The 24,241-nt window shown below is 28.7% G+C and carries 17 protein-coding genes and 1 tRNA gene; 5 read left to right on the forward strand and 13 right to left on the reverse strand.

Annotated elements, in window-relative coordinates:
• Nucleotides 1-562: 562 nt before the first annotated feature.
• The 4 genes from BTURN675_RS03070 (at nucleotide 563) to yihA (ending at nucleotide 4,835) form a co-directional block, all read left to right on the forward strand.
• Complete coding sequence (locus BTURN675_RS03070) at nucleotides 563-988, forward strand: MarR family winged helix-turn-helix transcriptional regulator (protein ID WP_046289047.1); 426 nt, start codon at nucleotides 563-565, stop codon at nucleotides 986-988.
• Nucleotides 989-1,314: 326 nt separating this feature from the next.
• On the forward strand, nucleotides 1,315-1,941 hold the full coding sequence (gmk, locus tag BTURN675_RS03075) for a guanylate kinase (RefSeq protein WP_046289048.1): 627 nt from the start codon (nucleotides 1,315-1,317) through the stop codon (nucleotides 1,939-1,941).
• Nucleotides 1,942-2,476: 535 nt separating this feature from the next.
• Nucleotides 2,477-3,892 carry a type I glutamate--ammonia ligase gene (glnA, locus tag BTURN675_RS03080; RefSeq protein ID WP_046289149.1) on the forward strand — a complete coding sequence of 472 codons (1,416 nt, stop codon included), beginning with the start codon at nucleotides 2,477-2,479 and terminating at the stop codon, nucleotides 3,890-3,892.
• 301 nt (nucleotides 3,893-4,193) lie between these two features.
• A complete protein-coding gene (gene yihA / locus BTURN675_RS03085; protein ID WP_046289049.1) occupies nucleotides 4,194-4,835 on the forward strand; it encodes a ribosome biogenesis GTP-binding protein YihA/YsxC in 642 nt (213 codons plus the stop codon).
• A gap of 310 nt (nucleotides 4,836-5,145) precedes the next feature.
• Here yihA and BTURN675_RS03090 read toward each other — a convergent pair whose 3' ends face one another.
• The 10 genes from BTURN675_RS03090 to ftsY all read right to left on the reverse strand — a co-directional run bounded on the left by BTURN675_RS03090 (nucleotide 5,146) and on the right by ftsY (nucleotide 19,456).
• The gene (locus BTURN675_RS03090; RefSeq protein WP_046289050.1) at nucleotides 5,146-6,042 is read right to left on the reverse strand and encodes a 5'-3' exonuclease; all 897 of its coding nucleotides are present in this window, start codon (nucleotides 6,040-6,042) and stop codon (nucleotides 5,146-5,148) included.
• A 311-nt stretch (nucleotides 6,043-6,353) separates the two neighbouring features.
• Nucleotides 6,354-6,980 carry a thiol:disulfide interchange protein DsbA gene (dsbA, locus tag BTURN675_RS03095; protein ID WP_046289051.1) on the reverse strand — a complete coding sequence of 209 codons (627 nt, stop codon included), beginning with the start codon at nucleotides 6,978-6,980 and terminating at the stop codon, nucleotides 6,354-6,356.
• A 28-nt stretch (nucleotides 6,981-7,008) separates the two neighbouring features.
• A complete protein-coding gene (gene ubiD, locus BTURN675_RS03100; protein WP_046289052.1) occupies nucleotides 7,009-8,487 on the reverse strand; it encodes a 4-hydroxy-3-polyprenylbenzoate decarboxylase in 1,479 nt (492 codons plus the stop codon).
• Nucleotides 8,488-8,703: 216 nt separating this feature from the next.
• A complete protein-coding gene (gene ubiB / locus BTURN675_RS03105) occupies nucleotides 8,704-10,341 on the reverse strand; it encodes a ubiquinone biosynthesis regulatory protein kinase UbiB (protein WP_046289150.1) in 1,638 nt (545 codons plus the stop codon).
• Nucleotides 10,342-10,759: 418 nt separating this feature from the next.
• On the reverse strand, nucleotides 10,760-11,506 hold the full coding sequence (ubiE, locus tag BTURN675_RS03110; RefSeq protein ID WP_046289151.1) for a bifunctional demethylmenaquinone methyltransferase/2-methoxy-6-polyprenyl-1,4-benzoquinol methylase UbiE: 747 nt from the start codon (nucleotides 11,504-11,506) through the stop codon (nucleotides 10,760-10,762).
• 187 nt (nucleotides 11,507-11,693) lie between these two features.
• On the reverse strand, nucleotides 11,694-13,196 hold the full coding sequence (rmuC, locus tag BTURN675_RS03115; protein ID WP_046289053.1) for a DNA recombination protein RmuC: 1,503 nt from the start codon (nucleotides 13,194-13,196) through the stop codon (nucleotides 11,694-11,696).
• 56 nt (nucleotides 13,197-13,252) lie between these two features.
• Nucleotides 13,253-14,050, reverse strand: a complete 798-nt coding sequence (udp, locus tag BTURN675_RS03120; protein ID WP_046289054.1) for a uridine phosphorylase — start codon at nucleotides 14,048-14,050, stop codon at nucleotides 13,253-13,255.
• Nucleotides 14,051-14,334: 284 nt separating this feature from the next.
• Nucleotides 14,335-16,659, reverse strand: a complete 2,325-nt coding sequence (gene metE, locus BTURN675_RS03125; RefSeq protein ID WP_046289055.1) for a 5-methyltetrahydropteroyltriglutamate--homocysteine S-methyltransferase — start codon at nucleotides 16,657-16,659, stop codon at nucleotides 14,335-14,337.
• Between the two features lie 427 nt (nucleotides 16,660-17,086).
• Nucleotides 17,087-17,947 carry an RNA polymerase sigma factor RpoH gene (gene rpoH, locus BTURN675_RS03130; protein ID WP_046289056.1) on the reverse strand — a complete coding sequence of 287 codons (861 nt, stop codon included), beginning with the start codon at nucleotides 17,945-17,947 and terminating at the stop codon, nucleotides 17,087-17,089.
• A gap of 579 nt (nucleotides 17,948-18,526) precedes the next feature.
• On the reverse strand, nucleotides 18,527-19,456 hold the full coding sequence (gene ftsY, locus BTURN675_RS03135; RefSeq protein WP_216697867.1) for a signal recognition particle-docking protein FtsY: 930 nt from the start codon (nucleotides 19,454-19,456) through the stop codon (nucleotides 18,527-18,529).
• A gap of 199 nt (nucleotides 19,457-19,655) precedes the next feature.
• On the opposite strand from ftsY, the gene rsmD reads away from it, so the two are divergent.
• Entirely contained in the window at nucleotides 19,656-20,276 is a 621-nt protein-coding gene (gene rsmD, locus BTURN675_RS03140) for a 16S rRNA (guanine(966)-N(2))-methyltransferase RsmD (protein WP_245592132.1), read from the forward strand.
• A gap of 286 nt (nucleotides 20,277-20,562) precedes the next feature.
• Here rsmD and pgi read toward each other — a convergent pair whose 3' ends face one another.
• The 3 genes from pgi to BTURN675_RS03155 all read right to left on the reverse strand — a co-directional run bounded on the left by pgi (nucleotide 20,563) and on the right by BTURN675_RS03155 (nucleotide 23,793).
• Nucleotides 20,563-22,233, reverse strand: a complete 1,671-nt coding sequence (gene pgi / locus BTURN675_RS03145; RefSeq protein ID WP_046289057.1) for a glucose-6-phosphate isomerase — start codon at nucleotides 22,231-22,233, stop codon at nucleotides 20,563-20,565.
• Between the two features lie 521 nt (nucleotides 22,234-22,754).
• Complete coding sequence (locus tag BTURN675_RS03150) at nucleotides 22,755-23,687, reverse strand: homoserine O-succinyltransferase (protein ID WP_046289058.1); 933 nt, start codon at nucleotides 23,685-23,687, stop codon at nucleotides 22,755-22,757.
• 32 nt (nucleotides 23,688-23,719) lie between these two features.
• Nucleotides 23,720-23,793, reverse strand: a tRNA-Ile gene (locus BTURN675_RS03155).
• Nucleotides 23,794-24,241 lie beyond the last annotated feature (448 nt).

Below are 24,241 nucleotides of genomic sequence, written 5' to 3' on the forward strand. Positions count from 1 at the left end.
CCCAACACCAACACAAATTTATTATGTTTATTATGTACATTACATATTTATAATTCACTAAATTTAATATTAGGATAAATAAATTCTATTTAAAATTAAACAACAAAAAATCACAAAATATAAAAATTTATTTTATATATTTAAATATAAAAAATTTTACTAAAAGTAACATTTGAAAATATGACTAATTAACAAAAATAATCTTATAAAATTTAATTCACTTACATTTTAAGTAAAATATAATCAAAAAATATACTGGAGGACACAAAAAAACTAAATTAATATACACTAATAAATTAACTTAAAAAACATTTTAAAATACATATATTAATATTAATAAACAAATAACATAAAAAATGATACTATCACTTCATTTTCAATAAATTATAAAGTACATAGTTATAAAGTACTACATAAAAAAGTACGCTGTATATTATGTTATTTATGTATATTTATATTTATGTATATGTAAAAAAACCATAAAATTAACTTTAACTAAAAGTAATTTATACTCTTACATTAAATAATATAGTAAGTTATCATTATATAGAGAAAATTAATCATGAATAGATCAAAAAATATTTCCAATGTGGTAGAATCTATATCACGAATTTATCATCGACTTCGTAAAGAAATAAATGGACAACTAATTAACGAAGGATTATCGATGTCAAAAATGAAAATTTTACACCTCATCACTACGGGAAAAACTAGCGCTACTGATATTAAAAATTACATGGGATTTTCATCACGTACTGTAGTAACAGTACTTGATGCATTAGAAAAAGAAGAAATGTTACAAAGACAACAAAGTGCAAGCGATCGAAGAGTAAAATATGTATATATCACAGAAAAAGGCCAAGACAGATTAGAAATTGCTAAAGAAACACACAAAACGATACTCAATCGCATATTTTCACCATTGTCTGATGCACAACTCGAAAATTTTAATAAGGTATGTAATTTAATTGAATCTCAACAAGGATAACATCCTAACATGAATAATTTAATATAATTATAGTATATTAATATAATACTAGTAATAAATAACATTAATAAAAAAATAAATAATATATAATCATATAATCGATTATGTACGTTATAATTATGAAAAAATCCTCAGTAAAAAATTTATCTATAATAACCAGAAATATATCGATTATCGATACTGAATATATATCTAAATTATCTACACATTGAAAATGCAGCATAACATTTTACTGACGGATTTTTTCAATTCATATTCTTTACTTTATACTCAACAATATTAAATATTTACACTATATAATTTTTTTTAACAACAAAACTTTTTATATGAAACAAGGTACTTTGTATATAATTTCAGCACCAAGTGGAACAGGAAAATCTACTCTAATAAAAAAAATTATTCAAAAAAAATCAACATTATACAATATTACACACTCAATTTCTTATACAACACGAAATATACGACCTACAGAAACTAACGGCATACATTATCATTTTATAACAATAAAAAAATTTAAAAAAATGATATCCAAAAATATTTTTTACGAGTATGCAAAAATATTCGGCCATTATTATGGAACTTCCAAAAAAAAAATACACCCTATATTACAATTAGGAATTGATATCATACTTGATATCAATTGGCAAGGAGCAAAACAAATTAAAAAAAAAATACCAAACGTTATAAGCATATTCTTACTACCACCATCAATGCAAGAACTCAAAAAACGTTTATACAAACGAGCAGAAGATTCAGAGAACAACATTTCAAAACGAATCGAAACAGCAAAAAATGAAATACAACACTACAAAAAATACGACTATATAATCATTAACGATAATGAAAACACAGCACTACTACACTTACAATCTATCATTATTTCCGAAAAATTACGTTACATACATCAAAAACCATGTTTAAAACAATGGCACGAAAATTTATTCAATAACTGAAATTTAAAACTCTCAATATCTCAATTTTTAACTAAAAAATTACATTTTTAATACATAATAATTTTGAACAATGTAAAATATATCGCAAAATATTACATTCTAATGTCAAATATAAAAAATAATCACTAAAAAACCATCATAGTGCTAATCTAATTTACAAAACATGAAACATTTTTAATATAATAATAAACAGTATATAGTAAATTTTAAATGATATTTCTAAACACATAATACTAAAACTAAATAATATATATTGAAAAAAATAAAAAAATATAAAAAACATCCATTAAAACCCATATTACACCAATATACAAAATAGAAAACAAAAAAGGAATTATATTACAATATCACATAATTTAAAATATATAATATACATCATGCATGTATATTGTATATAATCACTACTCACTACCTAACAAACACGTACACATATAATAAAATCACTAAATAAAAATACAACTTGCCCAATTATAAAATATTACTATATTTTATTATTATCATGACAAATTATAATCACATTTTTAAGGATCAACAAATGACATCTAACATCAACGAAATTTTACATGCTATCAATGAACAAAAAATAAAATTTGTTGACTTACGGTTCACAGATACAAAAGGAAAAGAACAACATATCACAATTCCATCTCAACAAGTGAACGACACTTTATTCCACAATGGAAAAATTTTTGACGGCTCATCTCTTCATGGATGGAAAAATATCCATGAATCGGATATGATTTTAATGCCCGATAGTAACAATTTTATAATAGATCCATTTTACACAGAAAAAACTATAATCCTACGATGTGATATCCTTGAACCTACAACAATGAAAAATTATAATCGAGACCCTCGATCAATAGCTAAACAAGCAGAAAAATTCCTAAAACACTCAAAAATAGCTGACGATGTATTTTTCGGCCCAGAACCTGAATTTTTTTTATTTGATAATATTTATTTTAAAACAGATATCTCTGGTGGAAAAGTATTTATTGATGATATCGAAGCCACCTGGAATAACGATAAAATTTACCCCAATGGCAACAAAGGACACAGACCGAACATAAAACATGGTTATGCACCAGTACCTCCAGTAGATTCCTCACATAACTTACGATCTACCATGTCTGTGATTATGGAAAAAATGGGATTAAACGTAGAAGCACACCATCACGAAGTAGCACACGTCGGACAAAACGAAATAGCTACACAATACAATACATTAACAAAAAAAGCTGACGAAATACAAATATATAAATATGTCGTACATAATGTAGCACATAATTTTAATAAAACAGCAACATTTATGCCAAAACCCATTATAAATGATAATGGATCTGGTATGCATTGTCATATTTCACTACTAAAAAATAAAAATAATATATTCGCTGGAAATAAATATGCAAATTTATCCGAAACAGCATTATTTTATATTGGTGGAATTCTTAAACACGCTAAATCACTTAATGCAATAACAAATCCAACAACAAACTCATACAAACGATTAATTCCAGGATATGAAGCACCAGTGTTATTAACTTATTCTGCATACAACCGATCTAGCGCAATTCGGATTCCAACAATTACTCACCCAAAATCCACAAGAATTGAAGTTAGATTTCCTGATCCTGCTGCAAATCCATATCTAGCATTTTCAGCTTTATTAATGGCAGGATTAGATGGTATTATAAATAAAATTACACCCGGAAAAGCTATGGATAAAAATTTATACTCTTTAACACAAGAAGAAATTAAAATAATCCCAAAAATGGCACACTCACTTGAAGAAGCACTATGCTCACTAAACAATGATTATCAATTTTTAACTCGAGGAAACGTATTCACTTACGATAGCATTCAAGCCTATATTAAATTGAAAAATGAAGAAAACATTCAAGTGTGCACAACCCCGCATCCCGTAGAATTTGAACTTTATTATAGTATATAAAAAACAAAAAATAACACACCCTACATAATAATAAACAATAAATGAGCTTATTTTTAATTGTAAAATTAAATCCCAATAACAAAAAAAATAAGCTCTATACACTTTATCATAACACTATTATATAAAATATATTTATATAATATAATATATATAATATAATACAAATATACATTTATAAAGTAAAAATAATAAAAATATCATCAAATTAACAGAAAATAATCTATAAAAAACATGTTCAACATATAAAATTTATAGATAAATAAATATTGTTATCTCATGTAAAAATAGTTTTTTACCTGTTATGAAGAAATATACGAATCACATAATAAATTATCTATTAAGTGCTCCAAATATTAACCAGCTCCCAAATGATCACATAACTGAAATCGCCTTTATGGGACGATCTAATAGTGGAAAATCAAGCACAATCAACATACTAACTAATCAAAAATTAACAAAAACAAGCAAAAAACCTGGATGCACAAAATTAATTAACTTATTTGAAATACCAACATTAAAAATTAGATTTATAGATTTTCCTGGATATGGATACGCTAAAACACAAAAAACAATAAAAACAACATGGGAAAACACTATTAATCAATACTTAAAAAAACGAAAAAACCTAATTGGTGTAATTCTTCTAATAGACATACGTCGATCCATTAACCAGACAGACAGAGCTATTGTACAACAAAACAACCAAAACAATACCCCTACACTTTTATTATTAAATAAATCAGATAAAATCACAGATCATTCATCATCTATACAATTACAAGAAATCTCAAAAACAATCAATTCACAAAATACACAAATTTTAATATTTTCATCACGTACAGCAAAAGGAATAAATAAGTTACGATACATTATTAAAAATTGGTGCTGCAATAAAAAAAACAATAACTACAAAAAAAATTATAATAACAATGCTTGTTTATAATTTCTATAATTACACTAAATATTTAATAAATTCAAAATACTATAAAAAATTTTCAAAAAAAAATAAAAAAAAGTAAACCATAAAAAATATACAATATATACAAATGTTATTTTGAAATACCGTTCCTACTATCATTACTATTCCACGATACATATTACAATTATTATTATATATTCAAAAAATGCATCTTAAAATACATAACAACAATAATCATGATCTAATACTGCACAAATATAACATGATTTATAATTATAATCTCATATATATTGTACATACATATCAATAAAAACACTCCATGATTTAAACTTTTTTACAACCATTTTCCTGTACTCAAATCACTTAACCAACGCTTAAATTCATATCGTTCAAAAAAAGACATTAAAACTTCAATATCTAAAGACTTTATAGATAAATCATCACACGATGATATACCTAACAACACATCTTGTTTAATAGTAACTAACTCATACGATAAAAACGCCAAATCACGATATTTTTCTAATCTCAAAAATATTGACTTTGCGCCTCTTAATCCAACTAATAAAGGAATCATCTCCAAATTCTGATATATAACATCAATACCCCCAAAATGTTGTAACAAAAATTTAGTTGTCACTATTCCTATCCCAGGAACACCTGGAATATTATCAGAATGATCACCTAATAATGACAAATAATCAATCATCATACTTGGAGATACCCCAAATTTTTTTCTAACTTCCTGACAAGTAAACAAGGTATCAACTCTGGTGTTCATCACAAAAACATTAGACGTTACCAACTGCATCATATCTTTATCACCACTAAATATATAAATATAACTATTCTGACAGTTATGAGAAAACAACACCGTTAAAGTGCCAATAACATCATCTGCTTCTACTCTGGGAACAACTATAACCGGAAAACCTATAGCTTGAATTATTTTATATACCACAGGAAGTTGTACAGATAGATCTAACGGCATAGATTTTCTATATAACTTATAATCCTGAAATAAATCATCCCGAAATGTACGACCAGGAGCATCAAAAACAATTATCATATACTTAGGCTTATACTTAATGAACACATTTCTTAATATACTAACAACACCATATATCACTCCCGTCGGTTCACCTGAACTATTAAATAAACTAGGAAATGCATAATACACACTATAAACATAATAAGAACCATCTACTAAAATCACTAAATCTTTTCCCATAATGACACAGATACTCACTAAAATTTAATTCTTACAATATCATTCAAAATAAACAAAACACTTTTAAACCTTAAACAAAAAATTAATCATATATATATCCACAATACAAACCATAGTATATTCCCCATATAAAGACAAATTACTTATCTAAAAAAACCATTAAAAAAATTATTTACATAAAAAATTACAACAATAATTAAATATCATGCAACAATAACTGCAATTTAATAATTATATATACATGTTCTACAAAAATTATTACAAAACAACAAAAATACTATCTAATATATATACCAACATCATTGACAACATCAACTTATTATCTTAAAAATTAACACACGTATTACCTCAGAACATTCTCTAATATAAGCATCCATGGACGACGTATCTAATCCATCACTTCTAATCATATACTTCCCATTCACAAAAATCGCAGGCACTCCATGTAACTGAAAATTAGATACCGCTTGCCGTTGCTTAAGAACTAATGATTTAACCTGCACACTATTCCATAACACATCATACTCTTCATCAGTAACACCAAACTTAATAAATAATAAACGAATATCCCGTATAGTATGAATAGCCTGCTTATGTAATTCAGAAAACATTGCAGCACTCATTTTATCTTCTATACCTAAAACCACTGCAACTGCCCACGCCTGAGTAAACTCTTTTCCTAATTCACCCAAAAAATCAACATGATACTTCACAATATTAATACCTTTCGGCAACGTTTTATTTATATTTTTTGAAATATGATATACTTCTTCAAACTGATAACAATGAGGACAATAAAAAGAAAAAAACTCTAATAACTGAGGAACATTGTGCACTGATTTTTCCAAAGAAATATATTGCTGCCCTTCATAAAACTCGGTCCCAAAAACATGAGTTAAAAACATAATACTGACCATCATAATAAATAAAGATTTCACAAAACACCACACTTAAAAAACAATATAACTATTTGTTCATAATATCTAACATCTCCCAAATAGTATCAATATAAATCTTAGTTTTATCATCCATCTTAACAGGAACCCCCCAATCCCTAGTTGTTTCACCCATCCATTTATTCGTCGCATCTATACCCATTTTAGAACCCAAACCAGAAATTTGAGTAGAAAAATCTAAAGAATCCACCGGGGTATTCTCAATAATAATAACATCACGCACCGGATCCACACGAGTAGTTATCGCCCATATTACATCTTTCCAATTACGTGCATCAATATCATTATCACATATAATAATATATTTAATATACATGAATTGCCGCAAAAAAGACCAAACACCAAAAAGAATCTGCCGAGCATGACCAAGATATTTTTTATTCATGACAACTATAGCTAATCTGTATGAACAAGCTTCAGGAGGTAAATAAAAATCTACAATTTCTGGAAACTGCTTTTGTAAAATGGGAATAAAAATTTCATTCATAACCATAGCAAGTATAGCTGGTTCATCTGGAGGCCTGCCTGTATAAGTCGAATGATAAATAGCATCCATTCTTTTTGTAACATGCGTAATAGTAAATATTGGAAAAGAATCTACAGAATTATAATATCCTGTATGATCACCAAAAGGACCTTCCATAGCCATTTTGTCCCGTTCAAGATATCCCTCTAAAACAATTTCAGCATGTGCTGGAACTTCTAAATCACAGGAAACACATTTAACTACCTCAGTTTTACATCCACGAAATAAACCTGATAATGCATATTCTGATATCGTATCCGGCACTGGTACAACAGCACTGAGCAATGTAGCAGGATCCGCACCTAAAACTACACTAACCGGAAATTTATTATTTCCTAAACTCGATCTACACCATTCTTGAAAATCTAATGCGCCGCCACGATGCGATAACCATCTAATAATAGTTTTATTTTTATCAATAACTTGCTGACGATAAATACCAAGATTTTGTCTTTTTTTCTTAGGACCTCGAGTTACCACTAATCCCCATGTAATTAATGGGGAAATATCACCAGGCCAACAATGCATAATCGGGAATTTTGTTAAATCCACTTCTTTATCAAAAAAAACTTGTTCTTGACACGAGCCTATATTTAACCTTTTGGTAGGCATATGGAAAATATGTCGAAATTGCGGTATCTTATTATATAAAAAATCACGAAAACCATGAGGAGGATCAGGCGCACGCAAAAAGGCCAATAATTTCCCTATATCGCGCAACGAAGCCATATCATTTGTACCCATACCAAGCAACACTCTATTGGAAGTACCAAACAAATTACATAAAACAGGCATAGAATAACCAGTCGGTTTCATAAACAATAAAGCTGGCCCGCTTATTCGTAAAGTACGATCAGAAATTTCCGTCATTTCTAAATAAGGACTAATAGAAATAGTAACTTTTTTTAAATCATTACCTGCTTCCAAAATAGCAAGAAAATCACGCAAACTACGATATTTCATAAATTTAATCAGTTCTGTAATATCAAACTCATAAAATCAAATAGCAAACCATTGAAATAATGGCAACCAGAATTAATATACTTAAATACTATATAACAAACATTAAACATTAATATTTATACCATAAAAATAAACACAAAAAATAACAAAAATATCTTTAACAAAGTAACATATAGAATATGCATTCTGTGATATCAAACATATAAATAAAATATATTATATAGTTTGATTCCAACCAATGATCCAAGTTATTATTCCTATTAATACTAAAAAAAATGAAAACAACATCATGCTTTCATCTTTAATAAACAACAAAATACCAATAAAAACAAAAATAGCACCAATTCCAAATAAAAATCGTGCATGCCCTTGTTTAACACGATTTAAATTAATATGCAATATCAAATTATGTATTGTCTGATTTAAAAATCGACCTTGCTTACAAACATCATACGTTAAATCTACTAATTCTGGTAACTTACTAAAATAAACAGGCGACTTTTCCCGCAAACACCGAAAAACCATTAAACAACTAATTTGATCTTTAACCCATTTTTCTATAAACGGACGAACAGTCTTCCAAAAATCTAACTTGGGATACAAATATCTTACCATGCCTTCCACATAAAATAATGCTTTCTGTAATAACATTAACTGCGGCTGTGCATCCATATTAAATCGTCTAGCAGTACTAAACAAACTTAACAAAACCTGACTACATGAAATATCCTCCAACGGTTTTTCAAAAATTGGTTCAAATACCATACGAATAGCAAATTCAAAATCTTCAATATTTGTATTCAACGGTATCCAACCAGAATCAAGATGTAACTCAGCTATTTTTCGATAATCACGATTAAGAAAAGCAATAAAATTTTCTGCTAAATAATACTTATCTTTTTTATTTAATGACCCCACAAGACCACAATCAATGCCAATATACTGCGGATCATCAGGATGTTCATAACTTACAAAAACATTACCAGGATGCATATCAGCATGAAAAAAACTATCTCGAAACACCTGAGTAAGAAAAATATCAACTCCACGCTCCGCTAATAATTTCATATTTACACCCTGCTTCTCTAAAGAGTGTAAATCACTTACAGGTATTCCATAAACACGCTCCATAACAAGCACTTCTTTACTACAATAATCCGTATACACTTTAGGAATATATAAAATAGCACTTTCATGAAAATTACGACGCAACTGGATGGTATTAACACTTTCACGCAATAAATCAAGCTCACACATAAGAGTTTTTTTATATTCTGAAATAATTTCTATAAATTGTAGCTTCCTTCTACCTAATAAAAATTTTGGAAGTATAACAATTAACCTATACATTAATTGAATATCTAACTGAATAACTGACAAAATATTAGGACGAATTACCTTAATAATCACCTCTTTATTATTTTTCCTCAATCTAGCAGTATGCACCTGAGAAATAGATGCTGAAGCCAATGGATTTTGCTCAAAATCATAAAAATATACATCTAATGAATGACCTATAGCACGTTCAATATGTTGCTTAGCAAGCAAACCATCAAAAGGTTCTACACGATCTTGCAGAATTTTTAATTGATCAACAATAGAATCACTACATATATCACGACGAGTAGAAAGCATTTGACCAAATTTTATCCAAATCGGCCCAAGCTCTTGAAGAGCTAAACGTAATCTCTCTTCCAATATTAATTGAGGATGCTTATTCAATATCTGAAATATTACACGAACAAACAATCTTATAGGAAAAAAAAACTTATTTTCCGGAATAAACTCCACTAACCCATAATTTAATATAACACGAATAATATAATACAAACGATAACATTCACTAAAAATCATTGGATTAACCTCCAATTCTTTTGATATTGCAATAAATAATAATTCGTATGTTTCTTTATTCCTATCGCTTTTTTGAATTAAAAAAACAACAATATTCAATAAAAACAATAAAATCCACACTTATATTTTTTATATCTGTTTATAAAAAATATACAATTTAATTACACAGAAGTAATAATATGACGAATAAATAAAACAATCAAATCACCTGATACTATTACAATACTAGAAAATATATCATTTGCAAAATGCCAAACGTACTCATAAATTAATAAATTGAATAATCATATTATTAAAACATTTACACATAAATCTCAACATATTCATATTTTAATATTAATACTTAATAACGTATAATACCACTAAAGACTACCATGCTATTTAACTAATAAAATATTCTATTATAATTACCACAATCTTATTTATAACCACGATGCAATACTGTAATCCCAAAAAACATATTAAAATATTCAACATTCTTAAAACCTGCTTCAGAAATCATATTTAATAAATGTTTTTGATCAGGATGCATCCGAATAGATTCAACAAGATATCGATAACTATCAAAATCACGAACAATTAACTGACCAAGATAAGGTATAACACAAAAAGAATAAAAATCATAAATCTCATCTACAAAATTACATACAGGTTGAGAAAAATCCAATACTAATAGTCTACCACCAGGTTTAAGAACTCTATACATAGAAGATAAAGATAACTCCTTCTCTGCTAAATTACGCAAACCAAAAGAAATAGACACACAATCAAAAACGTTATCTAAAAAAGGTAAATATTCTGCATCAGCTTGTACATAATAAACATTATCAACAATTCCAAGATCCCGTAATTTCTTACGAGCAATCGTTATCATAGAATCATTAAAATCTAATAAAACAACTATACCATCCTTACCAACTAAACGGGAAAATTTAATAGTTAAATCCCCAGTGCCACCCGCAACATCTAATACTTTATAACCAGATCGCACTCCACTATATTTCACCAAAAAATTTTTCCACAACCTATGAATGCCAAATGACATGACATCATTCATGATGTCATACCTTTTTGATACAATATGAAATAGATTATTTACTAAATGTTTTTTTTCATCATTGTATACTTCACGAAATCCAAAATAACCTTTTTTCCGTTTTTTCATACTAAAAAAATAACAAGCAATGGAATCTAAATTACAACAAAATATATACAATAATCAAAAACTCAAAACCACACAACATATCAATAATATACACCAATAAATATAAATCCAATACCCAACAGCAACCTATCCTATCCATACCCAAGTACTAACTGTATATATATTATCTATATATACTATTACTAATTTAATTAGTCTTAGAAGAAACATCATGCGTTTCATCTATTGAACAACATGATAAATTACTAGAAGATTCCTTTCTATTATTAAGCACAATAGGACGCTTAATCTTAACACCAAATAAACGAAATCTTTCAGCCTGACTAATTAAATTTCCAGAACCTTCAAATAATTTATTTTTTGCTAATTGATAACTATCTTGAACCTTATCAAGATATTGTCCAAGTTTATTAATGTCATCAATAAACAACCGAAATTTATCATATAAACGAGATGCTCTTTCAGCGATTTCTTTAGTATGACGATTTTGATATTCATGACGCCATAAATGGTTAATAATACGTAAAGCCACAAGCAATGTAGTTGGACTCACTAAAATAATATTATATTCCATTGCTTCAGTTAATAATGCCGATTCTTGACTTAATGCAATCATAAAAGCAGATTCAATAGGTATAAACATCAAAACATAATCCAAGGTTTGGACAGTAGAATATAAAGACTGATAATCTTTTTTCGATAATAATTTCATATGAGAACGTAATGAACTAATATAATTAGTCAACGCTATCTTTCGCTCATCAGCACTTTTTGCATTGAAATATTGTTCATAACTCAATAACGAAGTTTTGGCATCAATTATCACATCCTTGTTATCAGGAAGATGCACAATAACGTCGGGTTGCAAACGACGTCCATTATCTGTTGAAAAATTAGCCTGAGTATGAAATTCATATCCTTCTCGCATACCAGACGACTCTAAAACTCTACTTAAAACTACCTCACCCCAATTTCCTTGTAATTTATTATTACCTTTTAAAGCACGAGTCAAATTAATAGTTTCTTCAGCCATTCTTTGGCTAAGACCTTTTAAATTATTAATTTCATGCAACAAGGTATGTCTCTCACATTCTTCTTGAGAAAATTTATTTTTTATCTCCTGACTAAATCCATCTAATTGTAATTTTAAAGGCAATAATAACTTATCAAGACTTGATTTGTTCTGTATATTTATTTTTTTATTATTGTATTCAAAAACACAATTAACTAAATTTTCAAATTTAAGAGAAAACTGTTGTTCAAAATTAAAAAAAAACTTCTCCTTTTCTAATATTTCAAGATTTTTTTCCTCTAAACGCAACATCATCTGCTTAATTTCAAACTCACGAACAACATTCACCTCTCGCTGGACACGGAGCTCATCAATAGCTACATCATGTTTTTGACGATAACACAACAAAACAGATATCTGTTCTTCATATACAGCTATCTTAGCATATAATTTTTTTAAAATTTCTTCATCACTTCGTAATCGTTGCTCAACATCCTTGCGTACACTCAATTCTCTATCTAAATCTTTCACAAGCGACTGAAATGTATGTTCATAACCAACACGCTGCTTTAACCATTCAAGCTTTTGCTCTTTAAATCTAACAAAAAACCACAAAAAACTGCACAATATACCACACACTACACCACCGAAACCACCCAAAAACAACCAAAAAATCATAAATATAATACCTTATTAATGAAATAATAAAATATTCTAATAAATATGAACTTACACTATGATGTAATAAGTAAATGACTATAACTATTGTAAAAATAACGAACTGCTTCTAATACAGTTAGAATTGCACAGCTTTCCACTCCGCTAATCACCGATATATTCGGGGTTTCTTTTTGAAAACGATTTACAATGACTCCCAACACAACACCAGCATGTAAACCCTGTGTTTTACACATAGTTAATAAGGTTGAAGATTCCATTTCATAACTCATAACAGCAATATTTTTCCATTCTTCCATGGATCCCCGTAAATATCTAATGACACGTTGAGAATAAGTATCAATTCTTTCCTGTCCGGGATAAAATGTATCTGAAGACATAGTGACACCAATATGGTATTTCATACCAAGCTGTTCAACAGCTTTTACTAAGGCTGTATTACAATAAAAATCAGAAACTGCTGGAAATTCTATTGGCGCAAAATGACAACTAGCCCCATCATAACGAACAGCCCCTTCAATAATCAATAAATCACCTATATTAATATGCTCTTGAATAGCCCCAGTAGTTCCCACCCGAAAAAAAACACGGACACCTAACTGTGACAACTCTTCCACCACAATAGATGTGGAGGGGCCACCAATACCAGTAGAACAAATAACTACAGCATGCTCATCAACTTCAGCATACCACACAACGAATTCACGGTGAGTCACTAAATGGACTGGGTTTTTCATCAACAAAGAAATCTTTTCAACTCTTGCCGGATCACCAGGAAGAATTGCAACCTTAGCTCCCCGCAAATCAGAAGAATTTAAACGTAAATGAAAAACATGACCAGTAGTTAATAACATAAAATAATAAAAATCAAATAATAATACTAAACTTTAATTTATCATAACACTGATAATAAATCAACATATAAACCACTCAAAACAACCAAAACAACACTCTAAAATTTAAACAACAAGACAATTACACCACTTTGTATTACAAAAACCGCAAACACTCTTTTATACCAACCGATCAACTATAGTACCTCTTTACCCTAAATAATAAAATATACAAACCGTATTATATAATATATCTCATAAAAATTCCAATAATAAAACAAAATTATTAATAACTATTTTATCTATTACTGATTTTTAACACGAAACTCCCTTACTGCACCTACAATATTAAATAACGACTGCTTGATCTCTATCCAAGATCGAGTTTTCAAACCACAATCAGGATTCACCCATAAACGAGTTATTTCAATATACTCAATAAGTTCTTCTAAACGATTCAAAATAACTTCTTTAGAAGGAACATTAGGCGAGTGAATATCATAAACACCAGGACCAATTGCATTATACCGATATTTCTTTAATATTTCCAATGATTTTACACTCATCCGAGATGATTCAATGCTCAAAACATCTACATCCATAGCTACAATAGAATCTATTATGTCATCAAATTCAGCATAACACATATGAGTGTGCACCTGAACATCATCACTCACAACAGACGTAATAAACTTAAAAGACCGTACTGCCCATGCTAAATAATTTTTCCAACATGATTTTTTCAAAGGTAATCCTTCTCGCAAAGCAGGTTCATCAATTTGAATAATACCAATACCACATTTCTCTAAATCACACACCTCATCACGTATCGCTGAAGCAATCTGCGAGACCAAAACCTCTTGAGTCACATCTTCACGAGGGAACGACCAACATAAAATTGTCACAGGACCAGTTAATATCCCTTTTACTGGCTTATTAGTTAAAGATTGAGCATAAGTAATCCATTTTACAGTGATCGGTCCAGAACGTGTAACATCATCAAATATTATTGGCGGTTTTACACAACGCGATCCATAGCTCTGTATCCACCCGTTATGCGTCAACAAAAATCCATTTAAATGCTCTCCAAAATACTCTACCATATCATTACGCTCTGGCTCACCATGAACAAAAACATCTAAACCCAACTCCTCTTGTGCTAAAATAATATCTTTAATATACTGTTTCATAATAATATCATAAGACTCTTGATCTAAATTACCAATCCTAAAATTTAAACGAGCTGAACGAATTTTGGCAGTTTGGGGAAATGAACCAATAGTCGTAACAGGACATAATGGTAAATTAAACCTAGAACGTTGACACTGCATACGATATGTATAATTCGAACGAGAAAGATAATCAGAATTTATTTGCTCATCAACATGTTTTTTATGTTCTTTTTTTACAGCAGTTGCTAAATTAATGTTTAACCTATTTTCTGATACAATATTGTCAGTGCATAAATCATTGCTCACAACAGCATTGTTCAAAATATTACATAAACCTCTTAATTCATTACATTTTTGAATAGCGAAAGCAAATTTCTTCTTTAATGAACTATCTAATAAAATTTCCGCATCAAGATCTACTGGAACATGCAATAAAGAACAAGAAGAACCGACCCAAATAACACGTTTTCCTAAAAATGGGAATAACCTATTACACCAAAAACTTAAATTAGCACGCCAAATATTACGACCATTAATGACACCCACCGATAATACCCAATCTTCCGGTAACCCTGCATGAAGAACATTCAAATCATCATTTCCAGACACTAAATCAACATGTAAACCATCTACTAAAAGATTTGAAATAAAATTCATATGATGATGAATACTACCAAAATAAGTTGTTAGTAACAACTTTGTAAAACCGTGCATAGCCCTGTAAGCATCAAAAAATGCTTCACACCATCTTTCACTCAACTCCAATACAAGTATTGGTTCATCAATTTGCACCCAAATTACACCCTTTTCAGATAACATTTTTAATATCTGCCGATAGATTAATAACAACTCTGGCAATAAAGACAATCTACTATGTGATGTATTATGTGATGTATTATTACGCATTTTTCCTAGCCAAAGGTAACTCATAGGTCCTAACAAAATTACTTTAACTTTATGACCTAAAGACAATGCCTCATCTACTTCATCAAACAACTGCATCCAAGCTAATCGAAAAGTTTGTCCATAAATAAATTCGGGCACAATATAATGATAATTAGTGTTAAACCACTTTTTCATCTCAGATGCTATGATGCTTTTCTCACTAATATTCACTGTTGCACCGCGTGCAACATGAAATAATGTATCAACATCAACACAATTACTGCTATTTCTCTTTCTTTCATGACCGCTATGATTAACACGAAACCTATCAGGAATATTATCTAACATCAAACTAGTATTTAAAACATGATCATACCATGCAAAATCCCCTACTGAAACAAAATCAATACCAGAATCCCGCTGTTGACGCCAATGACGAATCCTAAGTTCGCGACCAACAGAAAACAATTCACTTTTATTAATTTTTCTACTCCAATACTTCTCTAACGCTTGCTTTAACTCACGCCTTAAACCAATCCGAGGAAAACCTAATATATGACTCAAAACAAGCATGATCTTCTCCAAAATAATGTATTTTATATACTACTTAAATCTTTAATCAATTATAACGAAATCAAAATAACATACTATTTACTACTACTTACTAATGTTAACAAAACAAACAAAACCACCAATATCAAGAACAATCAATAACTACCTAAATTATTAAATCATCACCTATATTTTTTCAAAAAAATCATATTCACAAATAAACACAAAATATAAAATAATACATCTGTCATCTATATATTATCTATTTTTTTAACAATAATTTTTTTTAACAACACAATATTAAATTGTATATTACCAATCAACACCTATCTATTAATATTACAAAAAAATACAAAAAAGATATCAAACAACCTAACACTAAACAATAAAAACAATTAACTCATTATAACTATAATTATATAACACAAAAAACACTACTAAACACACATTAACATATACATTTTTTTGACTCAATCACTGATCGCATCTTTCTCATAGCATTCCTTTCTAATTGACGAACACGTTCAGCAGAAATACCATATTGATTAGCTAATTCTTGCAAAGTACTTTTAGTATCTAAATCTAACCAACGAGAACGAATAATATGACGACTACGTTCATCCAAAAACTCTAAAGCTCGACCTATTTTCTCAGTAATATTCACATCCCATCTTTCTTCATACTCAAACGCTATATCGTATTTATCCTGCAAAAAATATAAAATAGAGACACCATCACGATATTCGTCATCCAAAGGTGACTCAAATACCATATCACGCGCAGACATTCGTGATTCCATTTCACGCACATCTTTACTACTAACGCTTAATTCTTTAGCAACTAAATCAACCTCACCAGGATTAAACCAACCCAAACGTTTTTTCGTCTTTCTTAAATTAAAAAAAAGCTTTCTTTGTGCCTTTGTAGTAGCCACTTTCACAATTCGCCAATTTCGCAATACATATTCATGAATTTCAGCTTTAATCCAATGTACAGCAAAAGAAACTAAACGAACATTTAATTCAGGATTAAATCTCCGAACAGCCTTCATCAAACCAATATTTCCTTCCTGAACTAAATCCGCTTGTGACAAACCATAACCTGAATAAGTACGAGCAATATGAATAACAAAACGTAAGTGAGATAAAATCAACCGTTTAGCTGCCTCTAGATCACCATGATAATACAGTTGTTCAGCTAACTCTCGCTCCTCCTCCGCTGTCAACATAGAATACATATTAGCATTTCTAATATAACCATCTAAAGTTCCTTGAGGCAATAAAGTTAAACTATTCATATTTCGAATCATCCTGAGAAATTCCTTAATACATTTAATCATACCATCATATCTGCAACACTAACTAAATCACTAATACAGCAACAAAATTACTAACTGAACAAAATACAGCACATATATTGATAACACATGCATTAATTATAACAAGTATTTCACACATTAACAACACAACAACTGTATAACAACACTATACAAATAAAACACAATTATACCAACGATAATTATCAATCTTTAATTTAATTTAATACAACCATTATAAACAATAATAAAACTACAACTCAGACATAACACATTAAAATATAATTTAAACGCTTACTATTTACAAATAATACCCGATAAAAATTTTTTACATACAACAATAAAAACATCTATATTAAAAAAGGCTGTATTAAAAAAACCAATATCTAAAAAAAAATTAAAACCAATGCAGATAAAATATCACCCCATTGCAATAACAAATACTAATATTTATAAAACAGATAATGATTAATGTTTATAATAAATAAACACTACATAACACAACCGAAACACGATCGAATAATATTACTTCAATAATTACATTATCCATATTATCCAGTATATATTAAAAAACTAATTAAAAATAGATTCAACAAAATCATTAACACTAAAACAATGTAAATCAGAAATCAATTTTCCACAAGATACATATCTAATAGGAATATTAAATCGATCAACAATAGAAAATAAAACACCACCTTTAGAAGTACCATCTAACTTACTCATAACAATACCTGTAATTCCAATACACTCATTAAATAACAATACTTGATTAACAGAATTTTGACCAATTGTAGAATCCAAAACAATCATAATCTCATCAGGAGAATTAATATCAAACTTTTTAATAACTCGAACAATTTTTTTTAATTCAGCCATTAAATGGCTTTTATTTTGCAATCTACCAGCAGTATCTATAATTAAAACATCTATGTACTTTGATTTAGCAAATTGAAAAGCATCATAAACAACTGAAGCAGGATCACTACCACAATTATGCGATATCACACAAACACCACTTTCAGCACCTAATATTTTAAGCTGCTCAACTGCTGCAGCTCGAAAAGTATCAGCTGCACCAAGAACTACACTTCTCCCCTCACAACGATAATGATATGCTAACTTCCCAATTACACTTGTCTTACCAACACCATTAACACCAACCACTAAAATGACAAATGGTCTTTTTTTTTCAAGTATCATTAATGAATGATCAATAACAGATAATATCTTTGACATTTCTTCACGTAAAATAAAATAAACATCTCGATCAACAAGTAAATTCGATGCAGAAGAACAACGATACGATAAAGAAGTAATAATCTTCTTAGCCGTATGCACACCAACATCAGCAATTAATAACTGATCTTCTAATTGACTTAGTAGAGTATCATCAATTTTTTTAGCACCATGAAACAATGTAAATAAACTATCTCCTAATTTCTTTCGAGTATTCACTAAACTATTCTTTAACTTAGTAAATAATATTTTATTGTTGTACACTACAATGACTCCACAATTTTCAAAATTAACCACGAAATGAATAATTGTAACAAATTATTAGAAAACTATAAAAAATAAATATCAGAAAAATATATCTTTAAATCATCAAATTTAAAAAAATATACACTTCATTATGAAATTTCATTATTATACTCCAAATTAATCTCCTAGCCTTACTAAAATATTTAACTTACTTACAATGAAATTCGCTGCCACCATAAACAAAAATCATCATACAAAACAAAATAAAAAAGGAAAAATACGCATCATTGGAGGAAGATGGAAAGGAAAAAAAATCAACATAACGCAACACCACTCATTAAGACCCACTACGAATCAAATACGAGAAACGCTATTCAACTGGCTAATACCAGTAATAAATGAATCTAAATGTTTAGATTGTTTTGCCGGCAGTGGAGCACTAGGATTAGAAGCACTATCTAGAAATGCTAATACAGTAACATTTTTAGAAAAAAACAAAAAAATTAGTAACAAATTGTACCAAACAATACAACTCTTAAATGCACAAAAACAAGCTACAATTATACATACAAACAGCAACACGTGGTTAGCTAACCCCACAAATAAAAAAAATCAATACAATATTATTTTTTTAGATCCACCATTCGAAAAATGGTGCTATATACTGAGCACTATACAACTATTGGAAAAATTTCAATATCTCACCAAAAACGCTTGGATTTACATAGAAAACTCAAAAATCAATAACAATAATATTATAAAAATTATTCCCAAACATTGGCAATTACATAAAAAAAAACTACTGGAAAAATCTCATACCAAATTTATATTAGATTAAGTATACCCAAATAATATTAGAATATAAAAAACTAATTATTCCTAATCCAATTAGTTATTTCAAAATAAATAACTCAATTAAATTCAAATATCAAAAAACTATTACTCAAAAATAACTGATAAAATTTAAAAATAAAAAAAACAACCATACACTAACCTAATAAATTTGAATATAATACCAATGTATATAACGTGTATAACCTGTCAATCTCCCACATCCAGGATACACGTCCAGATAATAACCACAAGCAATAAAAAAATATGTAAACATCATAAAATATAAAACATTAATCACGCCAATCCTTATAACAATTTATCAAACCATTAGTAGAACTATCATGCATATATACCATATGATTACTCTTTAATTCTTGTAGAATAATATCGGAACATCGCTTCCCTAACTCCACCCCCCACTGATCGAATGTGTAAATATTAAATATCACACCCTGAGTAAAAATTTTGTGTTCATACAAAGCAATCAATGCACCCAAAGTATAAGGAGTAAATTTACGCACTAAAATAGAATTACTAGGACGATTGCCCATACATATTTTATGTGGGGTAGCATATTTCGCATTAAATCCTTTAACAACACCATCCGAAAAATCTAAAAACTTAAATGATTGATGTACTTTAACATTATCACACAATTCACCAAAAGCTAATGCTTTAGTTTGCGCAAAAAAATTTGATAACAACTTAACATGATGATCATAAATAGGGTTATGACTAACAACTGGCGCAATAAAATCACAAGGAACCATCTTAGTACCTTGATGAATCAACTGATAAAAAGCATGTTGACCATTTGTACCCACCTCACCCCATACAATAGGTCCTGTTTCATAAGTAACTAAATTACCACAACGATCAATAGATTTTCCATTAGATTCCATGTTACCCTGTTGAAAATATGCAGCGAAACGATGCATATATTGATCATATGGTAAAATAGCTTCAGTCTCTACACAAAAAAAATTATTATACCAAATTCCAATCAAAGCAAGAATAACAGGAAAATTTTTTTCAAAAGGCATATGATAAAAATGTTGATCCATATCATGAGCTCCAAGCAGCAGTTGCTCAAAACACTCAAACCCCACAGACAGCACAATCGATAAACCAACAGCAGACCACAAAGAATATCGACCACCTACCCAATCCCAAACTTCAAAAATATTATCAATACTAATACCAAATTTTCCAACTTCTGTGAAATTTGAAGACAATGCAATAAAATGTTTTGATATATATTGTTCATTTTTTGCAAATTCCATAAACCACAAACGAGCAGTAAATGCATTAGTCATAGTCTCTTGAGTAAGAAAAGTTTTAGAGACTATTAAAAATAATGTAGTCTCTACATTCACAGACTTTAATGTTTCCATAATATGAGTGCCATCAATATTAGAAACAAAATGCATCCTCAAATGATTCTTATAAGCCTTTAAAGCTTCAGTAACCATATAAGGCCCTAAATTAGAACCCCCAATACCAATATTCACTACATCAGTAATAGATTTTCCAGTAAATCCTTTCCATGCACCAGAAATAATGCTTTCAGAAAACGTTTTCATTTTAAATAACATCAAATGAATATCAGGCATCACATCATGGCCATCAACAAAAATTGGTATATTACATTTATTACGCAAAGCAATATGCAACACTGCTCGATTTTCGGTACGATTAATCTTCACCCCATGAAACATAGCAACAATAGCACTCCTTAAATCACATTCTTCAGCTAAAGCAAAAAGTTTCATAAGCGTCTCTTGAGTAAGACGATTTTTAGAATAATCAATTAAAATTTCATCATTAAAAACACCGGAAAAGTTAGAAAAACGATCCTTGTCCTGATTAAACAAATCAATCATACGAATATCTTTTATATTATCAAAATGACTCTGTAATTCCTTCCACGCTGTAGTAGTAGTAGGATTAATATCCTTCATAACACACAAACCCCAAATCAAACAATTCAATACACTAAAAATTTTATTAATTAAAAATTATAATATATTTCTAAAAATATAACTATTCTTCAACATTTGATACGAATTAATTACACAAAAAAATAAAAAACAAATAATACAAAATTATAAACACACTCAAAACAGTACTTTAATTTAAAATTATGTAATTAATTTACTTACTACCTGCTATACTATGACACACTAAATTATAAAATTACAAATTACATAAATATCGTATATAATATAACTCATAATTTAATTATTAGTAATGATAATTAAATATCACAAACAAATTACCTTATTAACTTAAAGAAAACACGGATAATTCTTAATAATAATTTATTTAATTCAGCATCCACAAAACAACTATAATAAAAAAATATGATAAAATAAATGTAAAAAAACAGCAAGATAAAATAAATGTAAAAAAACAGCAAGATAAATACCACTAAAAAAACAATTTAAAAAATAATAAAAACAAAAAAAAATTTATAAATTATTTATTTAACGCCGTCCCTTATATCATAAGGGACCTTCTGATATACATAATAATTTAACCAATTAGAAAACAATAAATATCCGTGACTACGCCAATTCATTAATGGAAGCAAATTGGGATTGTTTTCTGGAAAATAATTTTCAGGCACAACCACTCTTAATCCATTCTTTAAATCACGATAATACTCTTGTGCCAAAGTCAATAAATCATATTCTGGATGTCCTGTAATAAACACTAAACGCTTATCGTGACTAGTAAACAAATACGCCCCTGCTATATCAGATTCAACTAAAACTTCTAAATCTGTAAACCGACGAATAACTTCAGCAGAAAAATCACTGTAACGAGAATGAGGAACATAAAAATAACCATCAAAACCTCGTGTCAATAAAGCATGAACATTTAATGTTTTATGCAAATAAACACCCATTAACTTTTCTTTTCTAGTAACTTTAGGTAAATCATATAATACATATAACGCCGCTTGAGCAGCCCAACAAATAAACAACGATGTTGTTACGTGTTCTAACGCCCACAAAAAAATAGTTTTTATTTCAGACCAAAAAACAATATCACAAAAATCAACCAATCCTAACGGAGCACCTGTAACAATTAAACCATCGAATTGTGCGTCACAAATATCCATAAAACTACAATAAAAAGTTTGTATATGCTCAATTGGAGTATGCTTAGAATTACGATGGTTAATACATAATAACTGAATATCTATCTGTAAAGGAAAATTTGATAACAATCTAAGAAACTGGTTTTCAGTTTCAATTTTTTTCGGCATTAAATTTAAAATCAAAATTTTAATAACTGCATCATGTTCATAATTAATTTCAATATTGACGTGCGATTGTTTCATAACAAAAATATTTTCCCCACGCAATAAACCCACCGAAGGCAACTCGTCTAATACCCGAATTGGCATAATTTTCACCTTTTATCATTCAACGTTAACAATAGGCCTGAGTGGACTTGAACCACCGACCTCACCCTTATCAGGGGTGCGCTCTAACCGTCTGAGCTACAGACCTAAAAACTTAATTAGTAACTTAGTTAAGATAATTATAACATCATCATACACATCATATCAAAAATACCAAGCTATCACTATAGAGAAAAATTCTGTTTTATATATTGTGAATAACTAGGATAATAAACTGTGAATAAATAGAGTATAAACTGAAAATATTTGTTACAACAAAAATATTCTCACACATTAACAACATTAAATAAAAAATACACAAAAAAACCACCCAAACACACATCTAAAACACACACACAAATCATATAAAAAATACAAAAAACACAATAAAATATCATATATAATAAAACAAAACACACAAAATACATAAACACAAATAAATATAATAATAATAATAATAAAGATAAAAAATTTGCAAAAAAACATAAAATTCACTATAGTATAAAACAAACAAAAAAATACTACACACACACCACCTTAAAAAATAAAAATAAAAA

The organism is Blochmannia endosymbiont of Polyrhachis (Hedomyrma) turneri, assembly GCF_000973505.1.
Classification (GTDB): Bacteria; Pseudomonadota; Gammaproteobacteria; order Enterobacterales; family Enterobacteriaceae; genus Blochmanniella.

Excerpts from the sequence above, each read along its gene's own strand:
- rmuC (WP_046289053.1), bottom strand. The coding sequence starts at position 13,196 with ATGATTTTTTGGTTGTTTTTGGGTGGTTTCGGTGGTGTAGTGTGTGGT.
- yihA (WP_046289049.1), top strand. The coding sequence starts at position 4,194 with ATGAAGAAATATACGAATCACATAATAAATTATCTATTAAGTGCTCCA.
- ubiB (WP_046289150.1), bottom strand. The coding sequence starts at position 10,341 with ATGATTTTTAGTGAATGTTATCGTTTGTATTATATTATTCGTGTTATA.
- rpoH (WP_046289056.1), bottom strand. The coding sequence starts at position 17,947 with ATGATTCGAAATATGAATAGTTTAACTTTATTGCCTCAAGGAACTTTA.
- ubiE (WP_046289151.1), bottom strand. The coding sequence starts at position 11,506 with ATGAAAAAACGGAAAAAAGGTTATTTTGGATTTCGTGAAGTATACAAT.
- gmk (WP_046289048.1), top strand. The coding sequence starts at position 1,315 with ATGAAACAAGGTACTTTGTATATAATTTCAGCACCAAGTGGAACAGGA.
- BTURN675_RS03150 (WP_046289058.1), bottom strand. The coding sequence starts at position 23,687 with ATGCCAATTCGGGTATTAGACGAGTTGCCTTCGGTGGGTTTATTGCGT.
- udp (WP_046289054.1), bottom strand. The coding sequence starts at position 14,050 with ATGTTATTAACTACTGGTCATGTTTTTCATTTACGTTTAAATTCTTCT.
- glnA (WP_046289149.1), top strand. The coding sequence starts at position 2,477 with ATGACATCTAACATCAACGAAATTTTACATGCTATCAATGAACAAAAA.
- rsmD (WP_245592132.1), top strand. The coding sequence starts at position 19,656 with ATGAAATTCGCTGCCACCATAAACAAAAATCATCATACAAAACAAAAT.
- ubiD (WP_046289052.1), bottom strand. The coding sequence starts at position 8,487 with ATGAAATATCGTAGTTTGCGTGATTTTCTTGCTATTTTGGAAGCAGGT.
- BTURN675_RS03090 (WP_046289050.1), bottom strand. The coding sequence starts at position 6,042 with ATGGGAAAAGATTTAGTGATTTTAGTAGATGGTTCTTATTATGTTTAT.
- pgi (WP_046289057.1), bottom strand. The coding sequence starts at position 22,233 with ATGAAGGATATTAATCCTACTACTACTACAGCGTGGAAGGAATTACAG.
- BTURN675_RS03070 (WP_046289047.1), top strand. The coding sequence starts at position 563 with ATGAATAGATCAAAAAATATTTCCAATGTGGTAGAATCTATATCACGA.
- metE (WP_046289055.1), bottom strand. The coding sequence starts at position 16,659 with ATGCTTGTTTTGAGTCATATATTAGGTTTTCCTCGGATTGGTTTAAGG.